The organism is Chondromyces apiculatus DSM 436, assembly GCF_000601485.1.
Taxonomy (GTDB): domain Bacteria; phylum Myxococcota_A; class Polyangia; order Polyangiales; family Polyangiaceae; genus Chondromyces; species Chondromyces apiculatus.
The window spans coordinates 171806-190367 of sequence record NZ_ASRX01000015.1 but is presented as its reverse complement, the minus strand read 5'-3'; the positions used below and the strand labels follow the sequence as shown (position 1 = coordinate 190367).

At 70.8% G+C, this 18562-nt stretch carries 19 protein-coding genes; 12 read left to right on the top strand and 7 right to left on the bottom strand.

Going from position 1 to position 18562, the window contains the following annotated elements; genetic code table 11:
* Positions 1–265: 265 nt before the first annotated feature.
* Complete coding sequence (locus tag CAP_RS11490; protein ID WP_231511332.1) at positions 266–1873, top strand: porin; 1608 nt, start codon at positions 266–268, stop codon at positions 1871–1873.
* A 287-nt stretch (positions 1874–2160) separates the two neighbouring features.
* Here the strand turns inward: CAP_RS11490 and CAP_RS11485 are convergent, their stop codons facing one another.
* The 3 genes from CAP_RS11485 to CAP_RS50230 all read right to left on the bottom strand — a co-directional run bounded on the left by CAP_RS11485 (position 2161) and on the right by CAP_RS50230 (position 4425).
* On the bottom strand, positions 2161–3432 hold the full coding sequence (locus CAP_RS11485; RefSeq protein WP_044239698.1) for a penicillin-binding transpeptidase domain-containing protein: 1272 nt from the start codon (positions 3430–3432) through the stop codon (positions 2161–2163).
* A gap of 55 nt (positions 3433–3487) precedes the next feature.
* Positions 3488–4069 (bottom strand): thymidine kinase, encoded by a 582-nt coding sequence (locus tag CAP_RS11480; RefSeq protein ID WP_156040701.1) that lies wholly within the window; start codon positions 4067–4069, stop codon positions 3488–3490.
* Between the two features lie 212 nt (positions 4070–4281).
* On the bottom strand, positions 4282–4425 hold the full coding sequence (locus tag CAP_RS50230) for a hypothetical protein (RefSeq protein ID WP_156040700.1): 144 nt from the start codon (positions 4423–4425) through the stop codon (positions 4282–4284).
* Positions 4426–4449: 24 nt separating this feature from the next.
* Here CAP_RS50230 and CAP_RS11475 point away from each other — a divergent pair, with 24 nt between their 5' ends.
* Both CAP_RS11475 and CAP_RS11470 read left to right on the top strand, forming a co-directional pair.
* On the top strand, positions 4450–4701 hold the full coding sequence (locus CAP_RS11475) for a hypothetical protein (RefSeq protein WP_156040699.1): 252 nt from the start codon (positions 4450–4452) through the stop codon (positions 4699–4701).
* Positions 4702–4913: 212 nt separating this feature from the next.
* Positions 4914–5099, top strand: coding sequence for a hypothetical protein (locus CAP_RS11470; protein ID WP_044239691.1), 186 nt, complete (start codon positions 4914–4916; stop codon positions 5097–5099).
* 10 nt (positions 5100–5109) lie between these two features.
* Here CAP_RS11470 and CAP_RS11465 read toward each other — a convergent pair whose 3' ends face one another.
* From CAP_RS11465 to CAP_RS11450, 4 genes are all read right to left on the bottom strand, one after another.
* Entirely contained in the window at positions 5110–5622 is a 513-nt protein-coding gene (locus tag CAP_RS11465) for a hypothetical protein (protein WP_156040698.1), read from the bottom strand.
* Between the two features lie 102 nt (positions 5623–5724).
* Complete coding sequence (locus CAP_RS54935) at positions 5725–8745, bottom strand: DPP IV N-terminal domain-containing protein (protein WP_269324169.1); 3021 nt, start codon at positions 8743–8745, stop codon at positions 5725–5727.
* A gap of 101 nt (positions 8746–8846) precedes the next feature.
* Positions 8847–10490 carry a PilZ domain-containing protein gene (locus tag CAP_RS44280; RefSeq protein ID WP_156040697.1) on the bottom strand — a complete coding sequence of 548 codons (1644 nt, stop codon included), beginning with the start codon at positions 10488–10490 and terminating at the stop codon, positions 8847–8849.
* Positions 10491–10640: 150 nt separating this feature from the next.
* Entirely contained in the window at positions 10641–11525 is an 885-nt protein-coding gene (locus CAP_RS11450) for a methionyl-tRNA formyltransferase (RefSeq protein WP_231511329.1), read from the bottom strand.
* A gap of 128 nt (positions 11526–11653) precedes the next feature.
* Between CAP_RS11450 and CAP_RS11445 the strand changes: the two genes are divergently transcribed.
* The 9 genes from CAP_RS11445 (at position 11654) to atpB (ending at position 18535) form a co-directional block, all read left to right on the top strand.
* Positions 11654–12532 carry a cell division ATP-binding protein FtsE gene (locus CAP_RS11445; RefSeq protein WP_063748672.1) on the top strand — a complete coding sequence of 293 codons (879 nt, stop codon included), beginning with the start codon at positions 11654–11656 and terminating at the stop codon, positions 12530–12532.
* A gap of 15 nt (positions 12533–12547) precedes the next feature.
* Complete coding sequence (locus CAP_RS11440; RefSeq protein WP_044239687.1) at positions 12548–13441, top strand: cell division protein FtsX; 894 nt, start codon at positions 12548–12550, stop codon at positions 13439–13441.
* Positions 13438–14430 carry a murein hydrolase activator EnvC family protein gene (locus CAP_RS11435; protein ID WP_044239686.1) on the top strand — a complete coding sequence of 331 codons (993 nt, stop codon included), beginning with the start codon at positions 13438–13440 and terminating at the stop codon, positions 14428–14430. Before CAP_RS11440 ends, CAP_RS11435 begins: the two co-directional genes overlap by 4 nt.
* A 69-nt stretch (positions 14431–14499) precedes the next feature.
* The gene (locus CAP_RS11430) at positions 14500–15231 is read left to right on the top strand and encodes a hypothetical protein (protein ID WP_044239684.1); all 732 of its coding nucleotides are present in this window, start codon (positions 14500–14502) and stop codon (positions 15229–15231) included.
* Between the two features lie 22 nt (positions 15232–15253).
* The gene (rph, locus tag CAP_RS11425; protein WP_044239683.1) at positions 15254–16027 is read left to right on the top strand and encodes a ribonuclease PH; all 774 of its coding nucleotides are present in this window, start codon (positions 15254–15256) and stop codon (positions 16025–16027) included.
* A complete protein-coding gene (rdgB, locus tag CAP_RS11420) occupies positions 16024–16689 on the top strand; it encodes an RdgB/HAM1 family non-canonical purine NTP pyrophosphatase (protein ID WP_269324168.1) in 666 nt (221 codons plus the stop codon). The genes rph and rdgB overlap by 4 nt, the downstream gene beginning before the upstream one ends.
* 76 nt (positions 16690–16765) lie before the next feature.
* Positions 16766–17140 (top strand): AtpZ/AtpI family protein, encoded by a 375-nt coding sequence (locus tag CAP_RS11415; RefSeq protein ID WP_052374818.1) that lies wholly within the window; start codon positions 16766–16768, stop codon positions 17138–17140.
* Complete coding sequence (locus tag CAP_RS11410) at positions 17137–17583, top strand: ATP synthase subunit I (protein WP_044239681.1); 447 nt, start codon at positions 17137–17139, stop codon at positions 17581–17583. Before CAP_RS11415 ends, CAP_RS11410 begins: the two co-directional genes overlap by 4 nt.
* 181 nt (positions 17584–17764) lie before the next feature.
* A complete protein-coding gene (atpB, locus tag CAP_RS11405) occupies positions 17765–18535 on the top strand; it encodes a F0F1 ATP synthase subunit A (protein ID WP_044239679.1) in 771 nt (256 codons plus the stop codon).
* The last annotated feature ends 27 nt before the right edge of the window (positions 18536–18562 follow it).

Sequence of the window (18562 nt, the reverse complement as noted above, 5' to 3'; positions counted from 1 at the left end):
ACGCGTCACCGTGCTGCGTCCCCTCGCGCAACGTCGGGCGCGCGCCCTTCACCAGCGTGAAGGGCGCCGTCTTGACCGTCAAAACCACGCATGCGAGCGTCGACGCCGGTCGCGCCCCGCCGTACATCATCGGGAAAAATTGAGAACAAGGCCAATCGAGCAAGCATCCCGTGCTCCGCAAAGGCGTGGGCGCCCTCGTCCCATCCAGGAGAGTCCACGCACCATGAGGATACCGACACCGGCGCTCTTGGGCATTGCCCTAACCTTGTCGAGTCTCCCCGCCGCCGGCCAGGCCCAGGACGCGCCCGCCCCCGCGCCTCCCTCACTGGCGGACGCGCCCCCCCCACCCCCGACTCCCGGGGCCGCTCTCACCGACGCTGCCCTCGCGCCCAGCCCCTCGGTGTTCTCCTCTGGCCTGGAGGGGACCGCGCCCCTCGGGGACACCCAGGCCGCGGGCTGGCACGATGTCTTCTTTCTCCGGGGTCTCGGCGACACATTCCGCCTCTACCCCATGGCGCGCCTCCACCTCGACGCGCACACCTTCTTTGGTGCCGGGGTCGATGACTTCGCCGCCACCGAGGGCGGCAATGCCCTGCGCACCCAGTTCTTCGCCCGCCGCATCCGGTTCGAGCTGGGCGGCGAGTTCATGCGCCGCCTCTCCTTCCTAGCCGGCGTCGACGTGGGCGGCCAGCCCCTCCTGAACCCGAACGGCACCACCGTCGTCGCCGCTCCGCGCCCCGGCGAAGACCCCACCCTGGAGGGCCCCACCTGGTCCCCGACCCAGGCTTCCAGCATGGTCGCCGTGCTCGCGAACACCTGGATCAACTACCGCGCCCTGCCCTTTCTGAACGTGATGCTCGGCCAGTTTCCCGCGCCTTACTCGCTGGAGAACATGACCAGCTCGAATGACACCCTGTTCACCGAGCGCCTCCTTCCCATCCGCGCCTTCGTGTTTCCGAACCACCGCGAGATGGGCGCGATGCTCTGGGGGGAGCTGCCCAACCGGCTCGCCGTCTACCACCTCGGGGTGTTCTCCGGCGATGGGCCCAACCGCCCTGGCGTCGACAGCCTCCCCGCGTTCATCGGACGCATCTACGGCCGCCCTTTCGCCATGAAGAAAGGCGCACCTCTCGAGCGCGCGCAGATCGGCGTGAGCGCGGTGCACTCCGAGCAGGACCCCCGGTATGTCGGCACCGACTACCCCCGCATCTCCACCGGTCAGTTCATCACCCTCTGGGACCCGCGTTACCGCGACACCCAGAACCAGAATGTGCGGGTGATGCCCTCCGGCGCCCAGAATGCGATTGGCGGCGAGCTCTGGCTCCCCGTGCACAGGTTCGACCTGCGCGCCGAGGCCCACTACGTGGTGAACCAGACCCGCGAAGCCATCGAGGGCCACCAGCTCGACTCCACCGAGCGCCTCGGCCGCGTGCAAGGTCTGGGCTGGTACGCGGCGCTCTCCTTCTGGCTCGGCGATCCACAGGTGAACGGCGAGCCTGGCCTCGGCTCACGCCCCGTGCAGCTCAACCTGCAGCAGGACATCCCGACGCGTAGCGGCCTGCAGCTCACTGGCGTCATCGGTGGCATCCACGCCAACTACCGGGGCGCTGCCCGCGGAGGCACTGCCGACCTCCGCACCGCCGGCGCCATCTCCGGCCCGGGAACCGACATCACGGTGATGCAGTACGGCGCTGCCGCGACCTACTGGTACACCCGGCATCTGCGCCTCACCGTGAACTACAGCGCCTACCACACCCCCGGCAGCAGCTCTCCCGACAACCTCGCCGCCGTGCCCGGCAACCGCGCGGAGACTCCCGACCCGAACGCCCACCTCTTGCACGAGCTGGGCACCCGCGTCGGCCTGCAGTTCTAGGGCTGCGCAGACATCAGGATGCGCGCGGGAGCTTCCGGGATGCGCGCGGGAGACGCGGGGATGGGCCGTGCAGAAATCCGGATGTGCGAAGGAGTACAACCGGCGGGTGCGCTCGCCTTCCGGACAGAGGAGGCTGATGAGAGCCCTCCTCCTTCTCTCCTCCTCTCATCGAGAGGCTGCTGCGCCCTTGCCGTCCCGCCGCCCCGTCCCGCGTGTCAGGAGGAGGGTAGCGACCAACGGGAGCGTAGCGTAGGGACCGCAGGTCCCTGATCCAGGGTACGCAGTACTTAGCGGCGGGCGGTGGCGTTGGTGCGGTCATTGGGGTCGGAGACGCCGGGGGTCTTCTTGTCGGCGAAGTAGACTCGGAGCATGTCGCAGGCGACGTTGGTGGCTTTGACGCGCCACTTGGCGCCGTTGGCGACGAGCACGGAGATGGCGACTTCGGGTTTCCGGCTGGGGGCGAAGCCCACGAACCACGTGTAGTAGGGACCTTCGGGGGTGGGCTTCGTCAAGGTGCCGGTCTTGCCGGCGACGCGGATGTCGGGGAGGTAGGGGCGGCCGCTCTTGTCGTGGAAGGAGCGGTAGCTCGTCCCGTTGTCGACGGTGTCTTCCATCATCGAGGTCACGGCGCGGGCGGTTTCTTCGCTCATGGCGCGGCGGATCACCTGGCGCTCGGAGGGGCCGCGGTAGATCTCGCCTTCTTCGTCCTTCACGGAGTTCACCACATGCAGACGGATCATCTCGCCGCCGTTGGCCACGGTGGTGGCGAGGTTGACGGCTTGAAAGGGGGAGAGGGTGGTGTTCCAGAAGCCGGCGGCGGTGCGGGCGAAGCCGAGCTCGTCTTCGGGCATCGTGATCTTGCTGGGGGTGATGGGCACGTCGAAGGGCACGTCGTCGCCCCAGCCGAGGCGCTCGGCCATGTTGACGAGCTTTGGCTGGTCGAGGTTGCGGGCGGCGAGGCGGGCGAAGACCGTGTTGATGCTGCGGCCCATGGCCTGGCTCAGGGTCGCGCAGTACTTGTCGCGGCGCTTGTTGTCGACCATGTCGGCGGCGCGGATGGAGTGCTCGCCACCGGAGTAGCACTGCTTGGTGTTGGGCGTCAGGCCGGCCTCGATGAGGGCGGAGCCGGTGACCACCTTGAACACGCTGGCAGAGGGGGCGGTGGCTTCGGAGGCCACGTCGTGCAGACGGCCTTCGTCGACGTAGCTCGCCCAGGCGAGGACGCTTCCGGTTTTCACGTCGGTCATCACCACAGCGCCTTCGGGGACGCGGCCGGCGCGCATGAAGCCGAGGGCGGCGCGCTGGTACTTGGGCACCACGGTCAGCTCGGCGTTGCGCTGACCGTGGGCGGGGGCGGTGGCGACTTCCTTGCGGTCGTCGATGCGGGTCAGGTCGAGGTCGGTGAGTGGGGGTGGGGTCACTTCCCGGGTGATGGTCGGGCTTCCGGGGAGCTGACCTTTGGAGAGCAGGGCGGAGAGCTTCTCGTCCTGACCCCGCAGCATCGGCAGGGTGACGGCCACGAGGCCAACGGCTGCACCGATGGCGATCCACTGACGCATGGCCGACGGGTACTCCGGGAAGCCGCTGGAGGCCAAAATAACGACCGGGGGTGGCTCACCCCGCGGTGCGGGGCACGTCGCGCGGCTCGAAGCAGGCCCGGCAGCGTGCCTCGTAGGACTCGGTCCCGCCGACGAGGACTGTCGTCGCTTCCGGGGCGAGGCGCTGCGAACGGCAGGCCGTCCCGCCGCAGACGGCGCAGACGGCGCGCACCTTCGTGACTTCCTCGGCGATGGCCATCAGCTCTGGCATGGGCGCGAAGGGGCGCCCCAGGTAGTCCTGGTCGAGACCCGCTGCGATGACGCGCACGCCCCGGTTCGCGAGCCGCTCGCAGGTCTGGACGATCCCGGCGTCGAAGAACTGCGCCTCGTCGATGGCCACCACGTCGGTGTCCTCTGCGACGCGCGCCTCCAGGCTCTCGCTCGTCGCCACGGCGACTGCCTCGATGGCGGTGGCGCCGTGGCTGACGATGCGGGTCACGTCGTAGCGCGTATCGATGCGGGGCTTGAATGCCTGAACGCGCTGCCGGGCGAGCAACGCACGCTTGAGTCTCCGGATCAGCTCCTCGGTCTTGCCGCTGAACATCGAGCCGGTGATGACCTCGACCGAGCCCGCGGGGCGAGACGGTATTCCACGCACGCGGAACCCTTTCTACGCTCGTGGCCTCCGCGGCAAGCGCGGAGTGACGCAAGCCCTGATCGACGCGGAAAACGAGCTTTACCGAGGGTGGGCGGGCAGGCCAGACACGCGGAGGCGCACCTCGCAGGACACCCTCCGCAATCCGGCGCGGACGATGCGGGCATTTGCGGGTTCCCGACTCGGCGCGTCGTACCGGGCGGGGCCTCAGGCGTTTAGATCAGGACTTTCAATGACATGCGCGCGGAGATGGAAAGTGCCTGGTGCGGGTTGAGCGCTTTGTAGACGAGCAGGGTGTCGGGGCAGAAGGTGGGAGCGAGTTCGCGATCCCATGCCTTGTGCAGCTTGTGCTCGGCCAAGTCTTGCGTGCTACCATCTGTGCTGTGCAGGTTGTGCTCCGCAAGCTCGGCCGTGGATCCCGCGCAGTCGTTGGACGGCTCGTCCGCGCGCCGAGGAAGGGCTCGGTCATCGTCATCGAGTTCTCCGACGGAATGCACGAGTACGTGACCACCCCGGTCAAGCGTGTCCTGCGACTCGCCGGCCGCGAGGTCTTCTACATCGAGACCGTGAACTCTCGCTACCGGCTCGAAGTGCGCGGCCGCGAAGTCGCCCTCGATGGCGCGATGGGTAGCTGACCTCGCTGAGGTAGCCGACGTCGCTGAACCGGCGCAACGCAGGCGAGAGCCCCCGCGCATGAAGCACTGATGCGAGATGCGCTGACGCAGCGCCCGCGGTGGGCCTCGGGGCCTGGATCCACCGAAATCTCCCAGAACTCTTGCGAAGCCCTCGGGTCTTGGGCAAAGTTCGCCGCCCCCGTCGTCTGGGGCCTCAGGGAGATCTGCTGAACATGGCCAACGGTGACCGCCGCAAGTCGTTGAAGATGAGACGCCGCAAGGCACAGGCTGCGAAGAAGATCCGCGAGAAGCGCGCAAAGCAGCCGAAGAAGGCGACTGAAGAGACGACCAAGGCGAAGAAGACGCGCGCTCCCAAGGGCGCCGCCCCGGCCGCTGCGCCTGCCGCCCCCGCTTCCTGAGCGGGTCTCCTCACTCCTCCCGGATCACCACCCGCTCCATGCGCTGACGCGGCCCTGGCGTGGCTTCGGCCCCAGGTGCCACAGCGTCGGCAGGGGCGGGGGCGGGCTTGTCCTCGCCGAGCAGGCCGGGATCTCCCTCCTTCGCGTCCTCTTGGACGATCTGCCAGTGACCCTTCTCGTCGCGCCAGCGCTGCACGATCTGGCTGACGCGCACATCCGGATCGTCGGGGCGCAGCCAGGTGACGTTCACGCGCACCTCGGCTTCGTCCTTCTTCACCATCTCGAAGCCAGCCATCTCCAGGTCCACCACCCGCACCGAGCGCCCCCAGCCCGCGTGGCTGCGCGCGAAGGCCTGGCGCGCCGAGGGGCCCACGTGCTCGATGGCGATGTCCATGCGGCCGAAGTGGCTCGCGGAGTTCATCTCGTTCGCTGCATCCGCGAGGCGCTGGGTGGCGCTCGGCGGGATGAAGCAGCCGGCGAGGACGAGGGCGAGGACGGAGCCGACGGCTGCAGAGCGGAGCATGCCGACGCCATAACGATCCTCACCCTGCAGGGGAAAGTTTTCGGCGAAGCACGCCTGGCCCGCCACGCAGCGATGCTCTCGGGGGGCGTCGCTCTCGGGGTGTCAGAACGAGTTCGTGGAGACGAAGTAGATCTGACCGTTCTCCACGGCGCCTTCGCTGAAGCCGTAGGCGTAGCCGAGGCGGAGCTGCGAGGAGATGGCGTAGCCGAGGTTGAGGCTCATCCACAGCTCGCCGCCGAGCGCGGTGTTGAGCTGGGGGGAGTAGAGCAGCGCGCCGTCGTGGAAAAGGCGCAGCTCGTTGAAGTGGAACCTGTCGAAGGCGCCGCCGTAGTCGAGGAAGAGCGCGCCATCGATGCGGCGCAGGTAGAGCGGGAGCGTCGACAGGCCGATGTCGGGCTGGAGGATGGGGGCGCGGTACTCGATGGTCTGCGTGTAGTAGGCGCGGCCGGCGAAGGCCTGCGCCTCGTAGCCGCGCAGGGTGAAGGTGTTGTTGAAGATGCCGGTGAGCAGGTTGTCGGGGGAGAGCTGGTCGGGATCGTACCCGCCGACGACGTAGGTCGAACCGCGCGGGTAGGTGCCGCCGGAGACGGCGCCAGCGACGCGCAGGGCGAGGGTGTGGTTGCCGGGCCAGGGCATAGTCAGGTACCCGGTCAGACCCGTCGAGAAGGCGTAGGTCTCGTAGGGCGTGGCGATCGCCGGGCCCACGTAGTCGAGCGCGGCGCTGAAGGCGATGCCGCGCGTCGCCCCCGCGGATCGGTACCCGCCCTCGGCCGTGGAGAAGGAATACCCGAGGCGCAGGACGTTGATCTGGCTGCGGTCCGGCAGGACGGTGCGCGTCGCGTAGGGGTCGAGCCTGTCGCCCACGGGCAGGTCGGCGGAGAGGGTCGCGGTGGTGAACGAGAGCGACAGGTTCTGGCTCAGGAACTCCGAGCGGAGCGGGTAGCTGAGGCCCGCGGTGATGCTGTGTCCGAGCTCGTCGTAGGGGTTCTGCTGGTCGTTGATGCGGTAGTCGCCGCGCGGAGAGACGGTCTGGTTGAACCTGACGCTCATGTCGACCGGGAGCCGCCCGTACGTGTATGCGAGTTGCAGGTCCGGCGCGGGCGCGGCCGGCTCGGCCACGACGGAGGCCTCGATGGTGTGGTTGCCGACGGCGTCGAACCCCACGGCGTCGATGCGGATGGCGTTGCTGCCGTACCTGCCCGGGGAGAAGCTCAGAGAGAAGGCGCGGGGGGCGATGGTGGGCAGCGGGTTGTATGGCTTGCGCACCATGGGGACCGGGGGGACCTCGGGGGGCGGGTCCGGGCGATCGTCGGGCGCGGGCAGCGCGGGGAGGTAGCGCGCCGGGTCGAGCGCCATGCGGTAGAGGTCGTGGCCCGCCGAGGTGTAGCCGACGTAGACCAGCGTCTTGCCGTCCGGGCTCACGGCGGGCTGGAAGGCGCCGGTGCGGACGTTGGTCACCTGGCGCAGGGCGCCCGAGTCGAGGGTGTAGGCGTAGACGTTGGAGATGCCGGTGCGGTCGGAGACGAAGTAGAGGGTGCGGCCGTCGGGGGACCAGACGGGGGTCATGTCGAGCGCGCGATCGTGGGTCAGGGCGCGCACCTTGCCGGTGGCCACCTCGACGAGGCGGATGTCGCGGTAGCCGCCGTGGCTCCAGGCGCTGTAGGCGAGGAGCTTGCCGTCCGGGGAGAAGGTGGGGGTGTAGGCCTGGTCGAAGCGCGCGCTGGGGACGAGGGTGCGCCGATCACGGAGCTCGCCCTGGGCGTCGATGCGGGCGATCTCCAGGTAGCGGGTGCCGCGGCTGTTCACGCAGAAGGCGATCTGGCGCCCGTCGGGGCTGACGTCGGGATACGCGGCGCGCAGGCCCTCGGTGAGGCGGTGGCGGCGGGACTCGAAGCCGGTGGGGGCGGTCTCGCCGCGGGGGAGGCGGAGGAGGTCGTTGCGCGCGTAGAACGTCTTCCAGGGGATGGTGGAGGCGAAGACGAGGTCGCCCTCGGGGGTGAAGGTGACCGAGGTGCTGCCGTTGGTGCGGGCGACCAGCTCCTCGACGGGCGCGCGTCCGCCGGGGGGGGCGGCAAGGAGGGGGCCGGCGAGGGGGAGGCGGTAGACGCCGCCGCGCGCGTCGCCGTCGGCGCGGAAGTAGAGGAGCTCGTCCCCGCTGCCGGTGCGGGCGCCGGGAGGCACGAAGCGTGGGTAGCTCACGGTCATGCCGTGGTGGGTGAGGCGGGTGCCCTCACGGAGGCCGCGGCGCTGCACCTCGGCGATCTGCTCGCCGTAGAGGTGCTTCAGGTGATCCTTCCACCCGTCGTACAGCTCGACGTAGGTCCTGCCGGTGGCGCGGCGGATGGCGCGGTTGATGCCCCACGGGAGGAGCGCGGCGCCGTAGTCCGCGGACACGGCGCGCATGGTGTCGGGGCCATAGACGTCGGAGATCCAGCCGAGGAACCGGGAGCCGTAGAGGTACCAGAGGTTTCCCTGCGGCCAGCGGAAGGGGCTGTTCGACATCTGGTCGAGGCCCGCGAGCCGGTCGTCGAGCACGTCGGCGCGCAGGTACATGTCGAAGAGGGTGGAGCGCATCCGGCCGCCGCTCGCGTGGCGGCTCTCGTGGACCACGGCGAGGCCCTCGATGATCCAGCGCGGCTGGATCTGGTTGGGCGAGTAGGTCTTGCCGAGGATAGCGTTGATGATCGCGGGGATGCCCGAGATGTTGTCGATGTGCGCGACGTGGGTGAACTCGTGGGTCTGAAGGCCGAGGAACCAGTCATCGTAGTCGCCGAGGGTGGAGAGGTCGTCGGGCGCGGTGACGAAGAGGGTGATCTGGTTGTAGGGGACGGCGCGCGCGTAGCCGTTGGCGTCGTCGGTGTTGTCGATGAGCACCAGCTCGACGCGCGGGGGGGCGTGGCCGAGCGCGCCGCTGACGCGCGGGTAGATGGCCTCTGCGAGCGTGGCCAGGCGCTCGGCCACCAGGGCGAGGTCGCGGGGGTGGTGCACGCGGAAGTGCGTGGTCTCGTACGTCCACCAGTCGAGCTGGGGGTCGTTGGCAGCCTGCGCCTGCCGCGGCGCGAGGAGCAGGAGCAGCGCGAGGAGCAGGGGCAGCGCCGGAAGCGCCGGAAGCGCCGGAAGCAAGGGCAGCGCGGACCGGGGGACTGCGAACCGCGCCGGCAGAAGCCGCGAAGCTGCGCTCCGGGGGATGCCGCGCGCCCCTCGCGCTGGTCGGGTCCCTCGCTTCACAGATCGTCGAAGAACAGCGGTTCCCGGTTGCGCGCGAAGCGGTTGACGAGCTGGCGCGCCTCCGGAGAGATCTGGGTGAAGCGCGCCCCGAAGCCAGGCTCGGTGTCCCCGGAGGGCCCGAGTTCGCGCGTCCACCGGATCGTCGCTGCTGCCTGGAATTCGTAGTTCCCTGGGAGGTGCACGCAGAGGCGCACGGTGCTGCCGATCTGGGGGATGCGGTAGGTCGAGACGAAGATGCCGCCGTGCTCGACGACGTCGTTGCCGCCGAGGCCTTTGTAGAAATTGGAAGGGCTCTGGGTGCCCAGCTCGACGTCGATGGACGGGGCGCTGCCGAGCTGCGGCTCCGGCGCTTGCGGGCGCGGCGCGGCCTCGCGACCCGGCCTCCCCTGCACCTCACCCTCGCGGCGCGTGGGGACCTCCTGCGCGTCGCCGCCCCGGCGCGTGGGGACCTCCTGCGCGTCGACAGCGAGCTTCGGAGCGGCGGCGGCCTGCGGTGGGGCTGGCGGGAGCGGCGCGCGGACCTCGTCGAAGGGCTTCAACGCGGTGAATGCCGGGCTGGTGAATGCCGGGATCTGGAGGGGCTCCGGGGGTCGCACCAGCTCGTCGAAGGAGCGCGGCGCGAGCAGGTCGCGCGCGTCACGCGACTCGCGCAACTCACCATCGAGCCGCTGGCGGCCGAATGAAGTCCCCGGGGCGGCCGGGGGCGAGAGTGGCAGCGGGGGGGGAGTCTCCAGGGGGTCCAACACGCGCTGGGGAATGATCGGCGCGAGGTCCTCGTCCGGCGCGCCGAAGGGCGGGGACATGGCGGAGAGGCCCGCGTGCCCCGCCGTCGGCGAGGGCTCGGCGAACGTCTGCGCAGGCGCGAGGCTCGCGGCAGCCCGCGCGGCCTGAGCCTCCTCCGCGAGCTTTGCCGCGCGTGCCTCCGCCGCGGCACGTGCCGCCTGGGCTTCCTCGGCGAGCTTCGCCGCGCGCGCCTCCGCCGCGGCACGCGCCGCCTGGGCTTCCTCGGCGAGCCGCGCCGCCTGGGCTTCCGCCGCAGCGCGCGCGGCGCGGGCCTCCTCGGCGAGCCGCGCAGCGTGGGCCTCGGCGGCGGCCCGGATCGCCTGGGCCTCCGCGGCGGCCTTCTGGGCCTGGGCCTCCTCGGCGAGCCGCGTGGCGTGAGCCTCGGCAGCCGCCCTCGCCGCCTCGGCCTCGGCCGCCGTGCGATGCACCCGGGCCTCGGCCGCCGCGCGCTGCGCTTCGGCGGCACGCTGCGCTTCGGTCTCCGCCGCACGCTGCGCCCGGGCGTCGGCGGGCGCTTGAGGCCGGAGGGTGCCGTGGGCCGGGGCGACGGCCTTGGCCAGGCGCGACAGCGCGTGGACCTTGCTCAGCGACATGGCCACGGCGTCCATCACCACGTCGAGCACCGGGTGATCGGTGGTGACCGTCTGGATCTGGTTCAGGGCTTCACGCACCATGGCCAGGGCGAGGTCGGCGCTGCTGAGATCCTGGCCCCCCGAGCGCTCCACGCGGTGCAGCAGACCCATCGCCTCGGCGATCGGCTCGGCGAGGTCTTCGAGGGTGGGAGGGACGCCCCCCTCGGCCTGGAGTGCGTTGAGCGCGGAGGCGAGCTGCTCGCGGGCGCTTTTCGCCAGCTGCACGGGTTCCGACATGGTTCTCGCCGGGCATCCTACTTGTTCCCCGCCACCCGACGCGCAGGATTCCGCCCGGGACCGGGCTCTCTGGATTCCGCTCGGGACCGGGCTCCCTGGGTTCCGCGCGGGACCGGGCTGCGGGGGTGAGAGAGGCGCTCAGCTCCGGATACGGACCAGATCGGCGAGGTCCTCTGCGGTGGCCGGCTCACCCTCGATCTCGCCTTCGAGGAGGGAGATCGCGCCATCGGCCGTCCGGACCACGGCCACGCCCTGGAGCACGACGGCCTCCCCAGGCACGAGCGGCACGAGCGGCACGAGCGCGGACGGCGAGTCGGGGAAGGGGGCGGCGCGGAGCACGACCACCAGGGCGCCCTCGATCTCGGTCCAGGCGCCCGGAGATGGCGCGAGGGCGCGGATGTGCCGGAGCACGCGCGCGGTGGGCCACGACCAGGTGATGGCGCACGCCTCGTCGTCAGGGAACGGGGCGTCGGTGGCGAGGGCCGGGTCCTGGGGCAGCCCGACGATCGTCTCTCCCGCCGCCAGACGGTGGACGGTGCGCCGGAGCACCCGCAGGCTCGGTGGATCCAGTGCGCGCGCGAGCTGCCAGGACGTCCACGCGGGGTCGATGGGGAGGCGCTCCTGGTCGAGGATGTCGCCGGTGTCGTACGCCTCGGCGATGCGGTGCGCGGTCACGCCGGTCTCCGCGTCGCCCGAGGTGATGGCCCAGGTCGTGGGATCGGGGCCCCGGTGCCGGGGCAGGAGCGAGGGGTGGACGTTGATGCCACCGAGGCGCGCCGCCTGGACCAGCGCCATGGGGAGGCGCGTGGTCCAGAACCAGCTCACGAGCAGGTCGGGGGCGAGCGCCGCGACCCAGGCGTGGAGCGCGGGGCTCTGCACGTCGGGGCGAACGAGGAGCCGGTCGGGGAACTGACGGCGAGCCCGCCGCAGGCCAGGGGTGTCGGTGCGGCTGAGGGCGCAGAGGAGGATCTCGTGGCCGTCGCGGGCGAGGAGGAGCGCTGCAAGCGGCAGGCCGAAGAACACGAGCCGGAGCGGAGCGCGTCCTGGCGCGGGATGTGGGCCCGGTCCGGGGGGGCGCTCGGAGGGGCGCTCGAAGCAGGGCTCGTCGAAAAGTTTTCCGGGTCGGAGTGGGCTGATAGGGGAAGGCTCCGATGTCGTCGTCCCCTCCGCAAGGCACATTTCGTCCTGCCCTCAGGCCGGGTCACCGCTACGACGCATCGGCCGCGCGCCGACCCATCCTGGTCTTCGAGGGGGTCTACAAGTCGTACCGCGCCGATCAGCCGGTCCTGCGGGGGCTGGAGCTGACCATCGAGCGCGGGGAGTTCGTGTTCATCACCGGCCCGAGCGGCTCCGGCAAGAGCACCTTGCTCCGGCTGGTGCACCGCACCGAGCAGGTGGACGAGGGCCGGATCCTCTTTCTCGGGCGCGACATCGCGCGGCTGTCGGTGCCCTCGGTGCCGGCGTTGCGGCGCAACATCGGCTTCGTGTTCCAGGACTTCAAGCTCGTCCCGAGCTGGACGGTGTTCGACAACGTGGCCATCGCGCTGGAAGTGCTGGGCTTGCCCTCGCGCGTGGTGCGCACCCGGGTGGGCGAGTCGCTCGAGCGGGTGGGGCTCGCGGGCAGGGGCGGTGACCGGGCGCGCGTCCTGTCAGGGGGCGAGCAGCAGCGGGTGGCGATCGCCCGGGCCATCGTCGGCGACCCGGCGCTGATCCTCGCCGACGAGCCGACGGGGAACCTCGATCCGCAGCTCGCGATCGATCTGCTCGGGCTGTTCGAGGACATCCACGAGATGGGCACCACGGTGCTCTTCGCGACCCACGACCGCACCCTGCTCGACGTACGGGCGCGCCGGGTCGTCGTGCTGGACGACGGGAAGGCGACCGACGTGCCGCAGGGACTCGGAGCGCTGCAGGAGCTGTTCGAGGGGGAGAGCGGGGGTGAGGGGGCGGACGTGCAAGGGGAGGGGGCCGACGAATACGTGGCGGACAGCGGTGTGCGCGGTCCGGCGGCGCGACAGGTCGTGGGCTAACCGGGAGCGGTGACGATGCAGGCTGCGAATCTGGAAGGTGGGCGCATGCGGCTGCGCACGTGGAGGGCGGGCAGGAGCGACTGGCGCGTGCAGGCGCTGTCGATCTTCTCTCTGTCGGTGGCCTTCGTGTGCCTCGCGTCCGCGCTGCTGGTGGTGACGAACCTCGCGGCGGTGCGCGATCGGTGGTCGCGGGCCGGCAGGGCCACGGTGTACCTGCGGGACAGCGCCTCGGAGACGGAGGTGGCAGACCTGCAGCGGGCGCTGGAGGCGACGCCTGGCGTGACCCGCGCGCGGCACGTGAGCGCCGCCGAGGCGCGCCGCGAGGTGGTCTCGGAGGGCGCGGACAGCATGCTCGCGGCGCTGCCGCCGAACGCCTTCCCGGCGTCCATCGAGGTGAGCTTCGAGAACGATCTGTCCGACGACGATCTCGCGTCGATGGCGGTGAAGCTGCGGGTGCTGCCCGCGGTGGAGTCGGTGGAGACGTACGCCCGGTGGACGGAGCGGCTCTCTGCGCTGCTCGGAGGCGGGGTGACGGCGAGCACGTGCCTGGCGCTGATCGTGCTGTGCGCGGTGGTCAGCGTGATCGGCTCGACGATGCGCCTGCTCCTGCACCGGCGGAAGATCGAGGTGGAGGTGCTCAAGCTGGTGGGGGCGACCGACGGCTTCGTGCGGCGGCCCTTCGTGCTGGAGGGCGCGACGCAGGGCGCCGCCGGCGCCGGGGGGGCGCTGCTCGTGCTGGGCGTGCTGTTCCTGATGGTGCGCGGGAGGTTCGACCAGGAGCTGGTGAGCCTGCTCGGGGTGGCACCGTCGTTCCTGCCGGTGCCGGTCGCGTTGGGGATGGTCGCGCTCGGAGGGGCTCTCGGCGCGATCACGGCGCTGCTGACCCTGCGCCGGATGGCGGCCGTATGAGCAAGGCTCCGCGCGCTGCGCTCCTGCTCCTCGCTGCCCTGACCGTCAGCGGTGCGAGCGGCGCCAGAGCCCCGGCCGGGGCCGTGCCAGCCTCGCTGCTCGGCGACAACGATCTCGACCGGCTCCTCGCGAAGCTCACGGCCGACGAGAAGGCCCTCACCACCGAACTCGGGGCGATCGGGCCCGACATCGCGACGACCCGGGCGCGGATGGTGGCGCGGGGCAGGGCCTACTACCGGGGACTCCGCGCGGGCTTCCTGCCGGCAGGGGGCGGCTTCGACGCGCTGGTGGATCACGCGGCGCGGGTGGAGCGGCTCCGGCTCTCGCTGGAGCGGGACATCGCGCACGAGGGCGATCTCACCCGGCGAGGCGCAGAGATCACCGACCAGCTCGTGCGGGTGCGCGCCGAGCGGGCGCCGCTCGAGGTGAAGCGCGAGGCGATGAACCGGGCGCGCGTGGCGCTGGCGCAGGAAGAAGACCGCAGGGCCGCCTTCGCGCGCGCCTTCGAGACCAGCGTGCGGCCGGAGCACGTGGCGATCTACGGAGCCGCGGGCGGCGTGGGCGGTGCGGGCGGCCCGGGCGGTCCGAGCGACACGGACGGGCGCGCCGGGTTCCGCGGGCTCAAGGGTCGGCTTCCCTTCCCCATCGCCGGGCGTGCCGAGGTGCGCCCACTGACGCGGCGAGGCTCCCACGTACCGGGGCTGTCGCTGGCGGCCTCGGCTTCGGCGCCGGTACGCAGCGTGGCCGCGGGCAGGGTGGCCTTTGCAGACACCTATGCGGACTACGGACTGACGGTGATCGTCGACCACGGCGATCGGTACTACTCGCTGTACGCGGGGCTCGGCGCGGTGGACGTGCGTGTCTCCGACCAGGTGGTCTCTGGCGCGCGGGTGGGTGCCGTCGGCGAAGGCGGCGCGGAAGGACAGATCTACTTCGAACTGCGACACGGCGCCGAAGCCATCCCCGCGGGGGAGTGGTTCGGGCTGTGACGCCAGAAACCCCACCCGGCCAAGGGAGGGTGGTTCGCGCCGCGGAGGTCGTGCGAGACTCCGACCCCCATGCGTTCTCCGCTCCTCGTCTTGCTCTCCGGCGTCCTTGCCCTCGGCTGTGATCGCGCGCCGACGTCCGAGGCCACGCCGCCCACGGGTGGCTCTGCGACGGCTGCCGGTGCGCCGGGAGCCCCGGGCGCGCCGAGCACGCCGAGCGTGGCCGAGCCGCCGCCCCCGCCGCCCGCGGACCTCGACGTGGCCGAACTCCAGGCGGCGCTGAAGTGCGGACCCGGGTCGAAGTCGAAGCCGTGCGCGGTCCTGGCGAAGGTGGCGTCGTGCGCGGCCTGGACGCCCAGCGTGCCCTCCGGCGACGGGCGCTGGCTGGGGCGGGCCTGGTCCGTGGAAGGCGCGAAGACGACCGAGGTGTTCGTGGCCATGCGGGTCCGGAACGTGCCGCTCACGGAGATCGGGCCTGGCCAGCTCAACCTGAAGATCGCTCTCATCGAGATCCCCAAGAGCGAGGAGAGCGCCTTCGACAACGCCGAGCGCGCGCTCCGCTCGTACGAGCGGGGCGACGTGCCTCCGCGAGCGAGCCCCACGCTGGAGTACCTGAAGCAGCGCAAGGAGTGGCCAGACGCTCCGGCCGTGCGCACGCGCGGCGGACAGGTCTTCGCGGTCGCGCAGGGTGGTACCTACTTCTGCGAGGGCCCCAGGAGGACGGTGCTGGCGGTACAGCTCCCCGAGACCGGTCGTGGGAGCGGCAACGGGCTGTACGCGGAGCTCTGGGCGACGACCTGGTGAGGAGTGTGGTAATGGCGGGGCCGTGACCCGCTCCGATGGCCGCGCGCTCGACGAACACCGTCCCGTGGAGGTGATCCCGGGATTCCACCGCAACGCAGAGGGATCCGTGCTCTACCGGGCCGGTCGGACCGTGGTGCTCTGCACCGCCTCGGTGGACCGTACCGTGCCGCCGTGGATGGCCGGCAAGGGGCGCGGGTGGCTGACCGCGGAGTACCAGATGCACCCGCGCTCCGGGCCGGAGCGGCGCGAGGCGCGCGATGGCCGCGGCAAGGCGCCGAGTGGGCGCACGCAGGAGATCCAGCGGCTGATCGGTCGGGCGCTGCGGGCGGCCCTAGACCTGAAGCGCCTCGGGGAGATGACGATCGCGCTCGACTGCGACGTGCTCGAGGCCGACGGCGGGACGCGAACGGCGTCCATCACGGGGAGCTTCATCGCGCTCGCCATGGCGCTCTCGCGGCTGCAGGTGACGCGGGCCATCCCGGAGCCCGTCCTGCGGGATCAGGTGGCGGCGATCAGCGTGGGGCACCTCGCCGAGGGGCTCGCGCTGGATCTCGTCTACACGGAGGACAGCACCGCGCGCGTCGATCTGAACCTGGTCGCGACGCCGCGGGGCGCCATCGTCGAGGTGCAGGCCACCGCGGAGGACGAGGCCATCCCGCGCAGCGAGCTGGATCAGATGGTGGACCTCGGCTTCGTGGGCGTGCGCGCGCTCGCCCGGCTCCAGCGGGAAGTGCTCGGGCGCATCGGGGTGGATCTGGCGGCGCTCTTCCAGGCGGGGCGCTGGGTGGAGCCGTGAGCGACGCCGCGTTCGGTCTGCTCCTCGCCACCACCAACCGGGGCAAGATGGCGGAGCTGCGCGTCCTGCTCGGAGACCTGCCCGTCGAGTTCTCGTCGCTCGCCGAGATGTTGCCGGGGCGTCCCCCCGTCTCCGAGGACGGACACACGTTCGAGGAGAACGCACTCATCAAGGCGCGCGCTGCCGCGGGAGAGGCGATGATGGTGACCCTCGCGGAGGACTCGGGGCTCTCCGTGGACGCCCTCGGAGGTCAGCCGGGTGTGCGCTCGGCGCGCTACGCGCGGGAAGGAGCGACCGACGGGGAGAACAACGAGGCGCTCCTTGCCGCGCTGAAGGACGTGCCAGAAGCGGAGCGGAAGGCGCGGTTCCACTGCGTCATGGTGCTGCTCGATCCGTGGAGCGAGGAGCCTCCGGTGATCGTGGAGGGCCGCTGCGAGGGGTCGATCGGTCGCGAAGCGCGCGGGGCGGGCGGCTTCGGATATGATCCGCTGTTCGTGGTAGAGGGCTTCGGTCGGACCATGGCGGAGCTCGGGGACGACGAGAAGAACCAGGTGAGCCACCGGAGTCAGGCCGTGAAGGCGCTGCGGCCTGCCCTGGAGGCGCTCGTCGCCCGACGGGCAGGGCAAGCGCGCGCCCTCGCGGAGAGCGAGCGCCACGGTTAGAGACGGGCCCCGTGAGGGCCACACGCCCGAGGTATCCTGGTGGAGGATCCTGCGGCGCAGGGGGCGGGAGGTTCCGATGAAGCAGGAGTGGAAGTCGGTCGGGAACTTCGGGACGGTGGGCCTGGAGATCGTGCTGTCGATCCTGCTCGGGCTGTTCATCGGTCGCAAGCTGGACGGGTGGCTCGACACCTCGCCGGCGATGACCCTCGTCTGGTCGGCGTTCGGGGTGGCCGCGGCCATCCGAGCCATCCTGAGGAGCGTGCGGGAGATGCGTGCGGAGACGGAGCGAGAAGAGCGGGAGCAAGGCAACCCTGCGCCGCTGTACACCCGGGCCGACGAGCAACCCGACAAGGAAGACTTCCGAGAGCCGCCAGTGGCCACGCGGGAGGTCACCCCCTCGGGCGACGCGCTCCCGGAGTCAGGGCGGGGGCGAGACAGGGGAGCGGGATGAGCACAGAGCAACTTCCTCAGGTGAAGCAGCGCCAGGTGAAGCAGCGACGCGGAACGCTCGACGGCACCATGCGCGCCACGCTGATCTCGGTGGCCCTCACGGCCGTCGTGCTGTCGCTGGGCGCCCTGGCCTCCTACGGGCAGCGGCCAGCGCTCGGCGTGGCGCTCGGGGGCACCATGGCGGTGATCAACCTGTACGTCTTCGCGAAGGTCGGCGAGGCCTTCCTGGGGAAGCGGGGAAATGCGGCTCCCTGGGCGGTGATCGCAGTCGTCAAGCTGTGCGCGCTGGTCGGGGCGGTGTGGTTGATCCTGCGGACAGGCGTGGTGCCTCCCCTGGCACTGGCCGTCGGCTTCACCTCCCTCGTCATTGGAATCACCGTGGGCTCTCTGTTCGGTCCCAAGCCACCGGAGGACGAGGACCCGACGCCAGGGATGAAGGGGTGACATGGCGGCTCGGTCCCGGGATCGAGGGGGGATGATGGCCACGCGACAGGGGGGTGACCGCCTCCTTCGACTGTGGTAGACGCCAGCGCGGTCATGACTGGGCCCCGTTCTTTCTTCGGAGTTGCGCAGTCAGACGCCCACACGGCCACGTCGTCGGCACCGCGGCAGTCCCCCTAGAGCCATGCCCGAGCACACCGGATTCCTGACCTATCTCCTCGCGAAGTTCCCCGGCCTGCGCGAGAACGCGCGCAACATCGGCCACAGCTTCGTCGGACACCACCCCATCGATTACCGCGGTCTCGAGCCGATCTTCATGAGCTTGCTCGTGATGATCGTGTTCATCCTCCTCGCCATCGAGGTGCGCGCGAAGTTCCGGCGCCTGGACGAGACGGTCATCCCCGAGGACAAGCTGACGCTGCGGACGTTCTTCGAGGCGTTCTTCGGCTTCTTCTACACCATGGCCCGCGACATCATGGGGGCCGACAGCGCGAAGCGGTACTTCCCCATCATCGGCGGCTCGGCGGCGTTCATCTTCTTCTCGAACATGACGTCGCTCCTGCCGGGGTTCAACCCGCCGACGTCGAGCCTGAACGTGACGGTGGGCTGCGCCCTCTTTGTCTTCATCGCGTTCAACTATTACGGGCTGAAGGAGAACGGCTGGGCCTACGTCGCCCATCTCGCCGGGCCCAAGTGGTACCTGGCGCCCCTCATCTTCCCCGTGGAGCTGATCTCGACGTGCGTGCGACCCGTGACGCTCGCCGTTCGTCTCATGGTCAACATCGGCGTCGATCACCTCGTCGGGACCATCTTCCTCGGTCTCATCGCGGTGCTGATCCCGGTGCCGATCATGTTCCTCGCCGTGATCGTGATCCTGGTGCAGACGCTGGTGTTCTGCCTGCTGAGCTGCATCTACATCGGCCTCGCCACGGAGAAGGCCGAGCACCACCATTGAACCGAGACCGTCTGGCCCCTCGAAGTA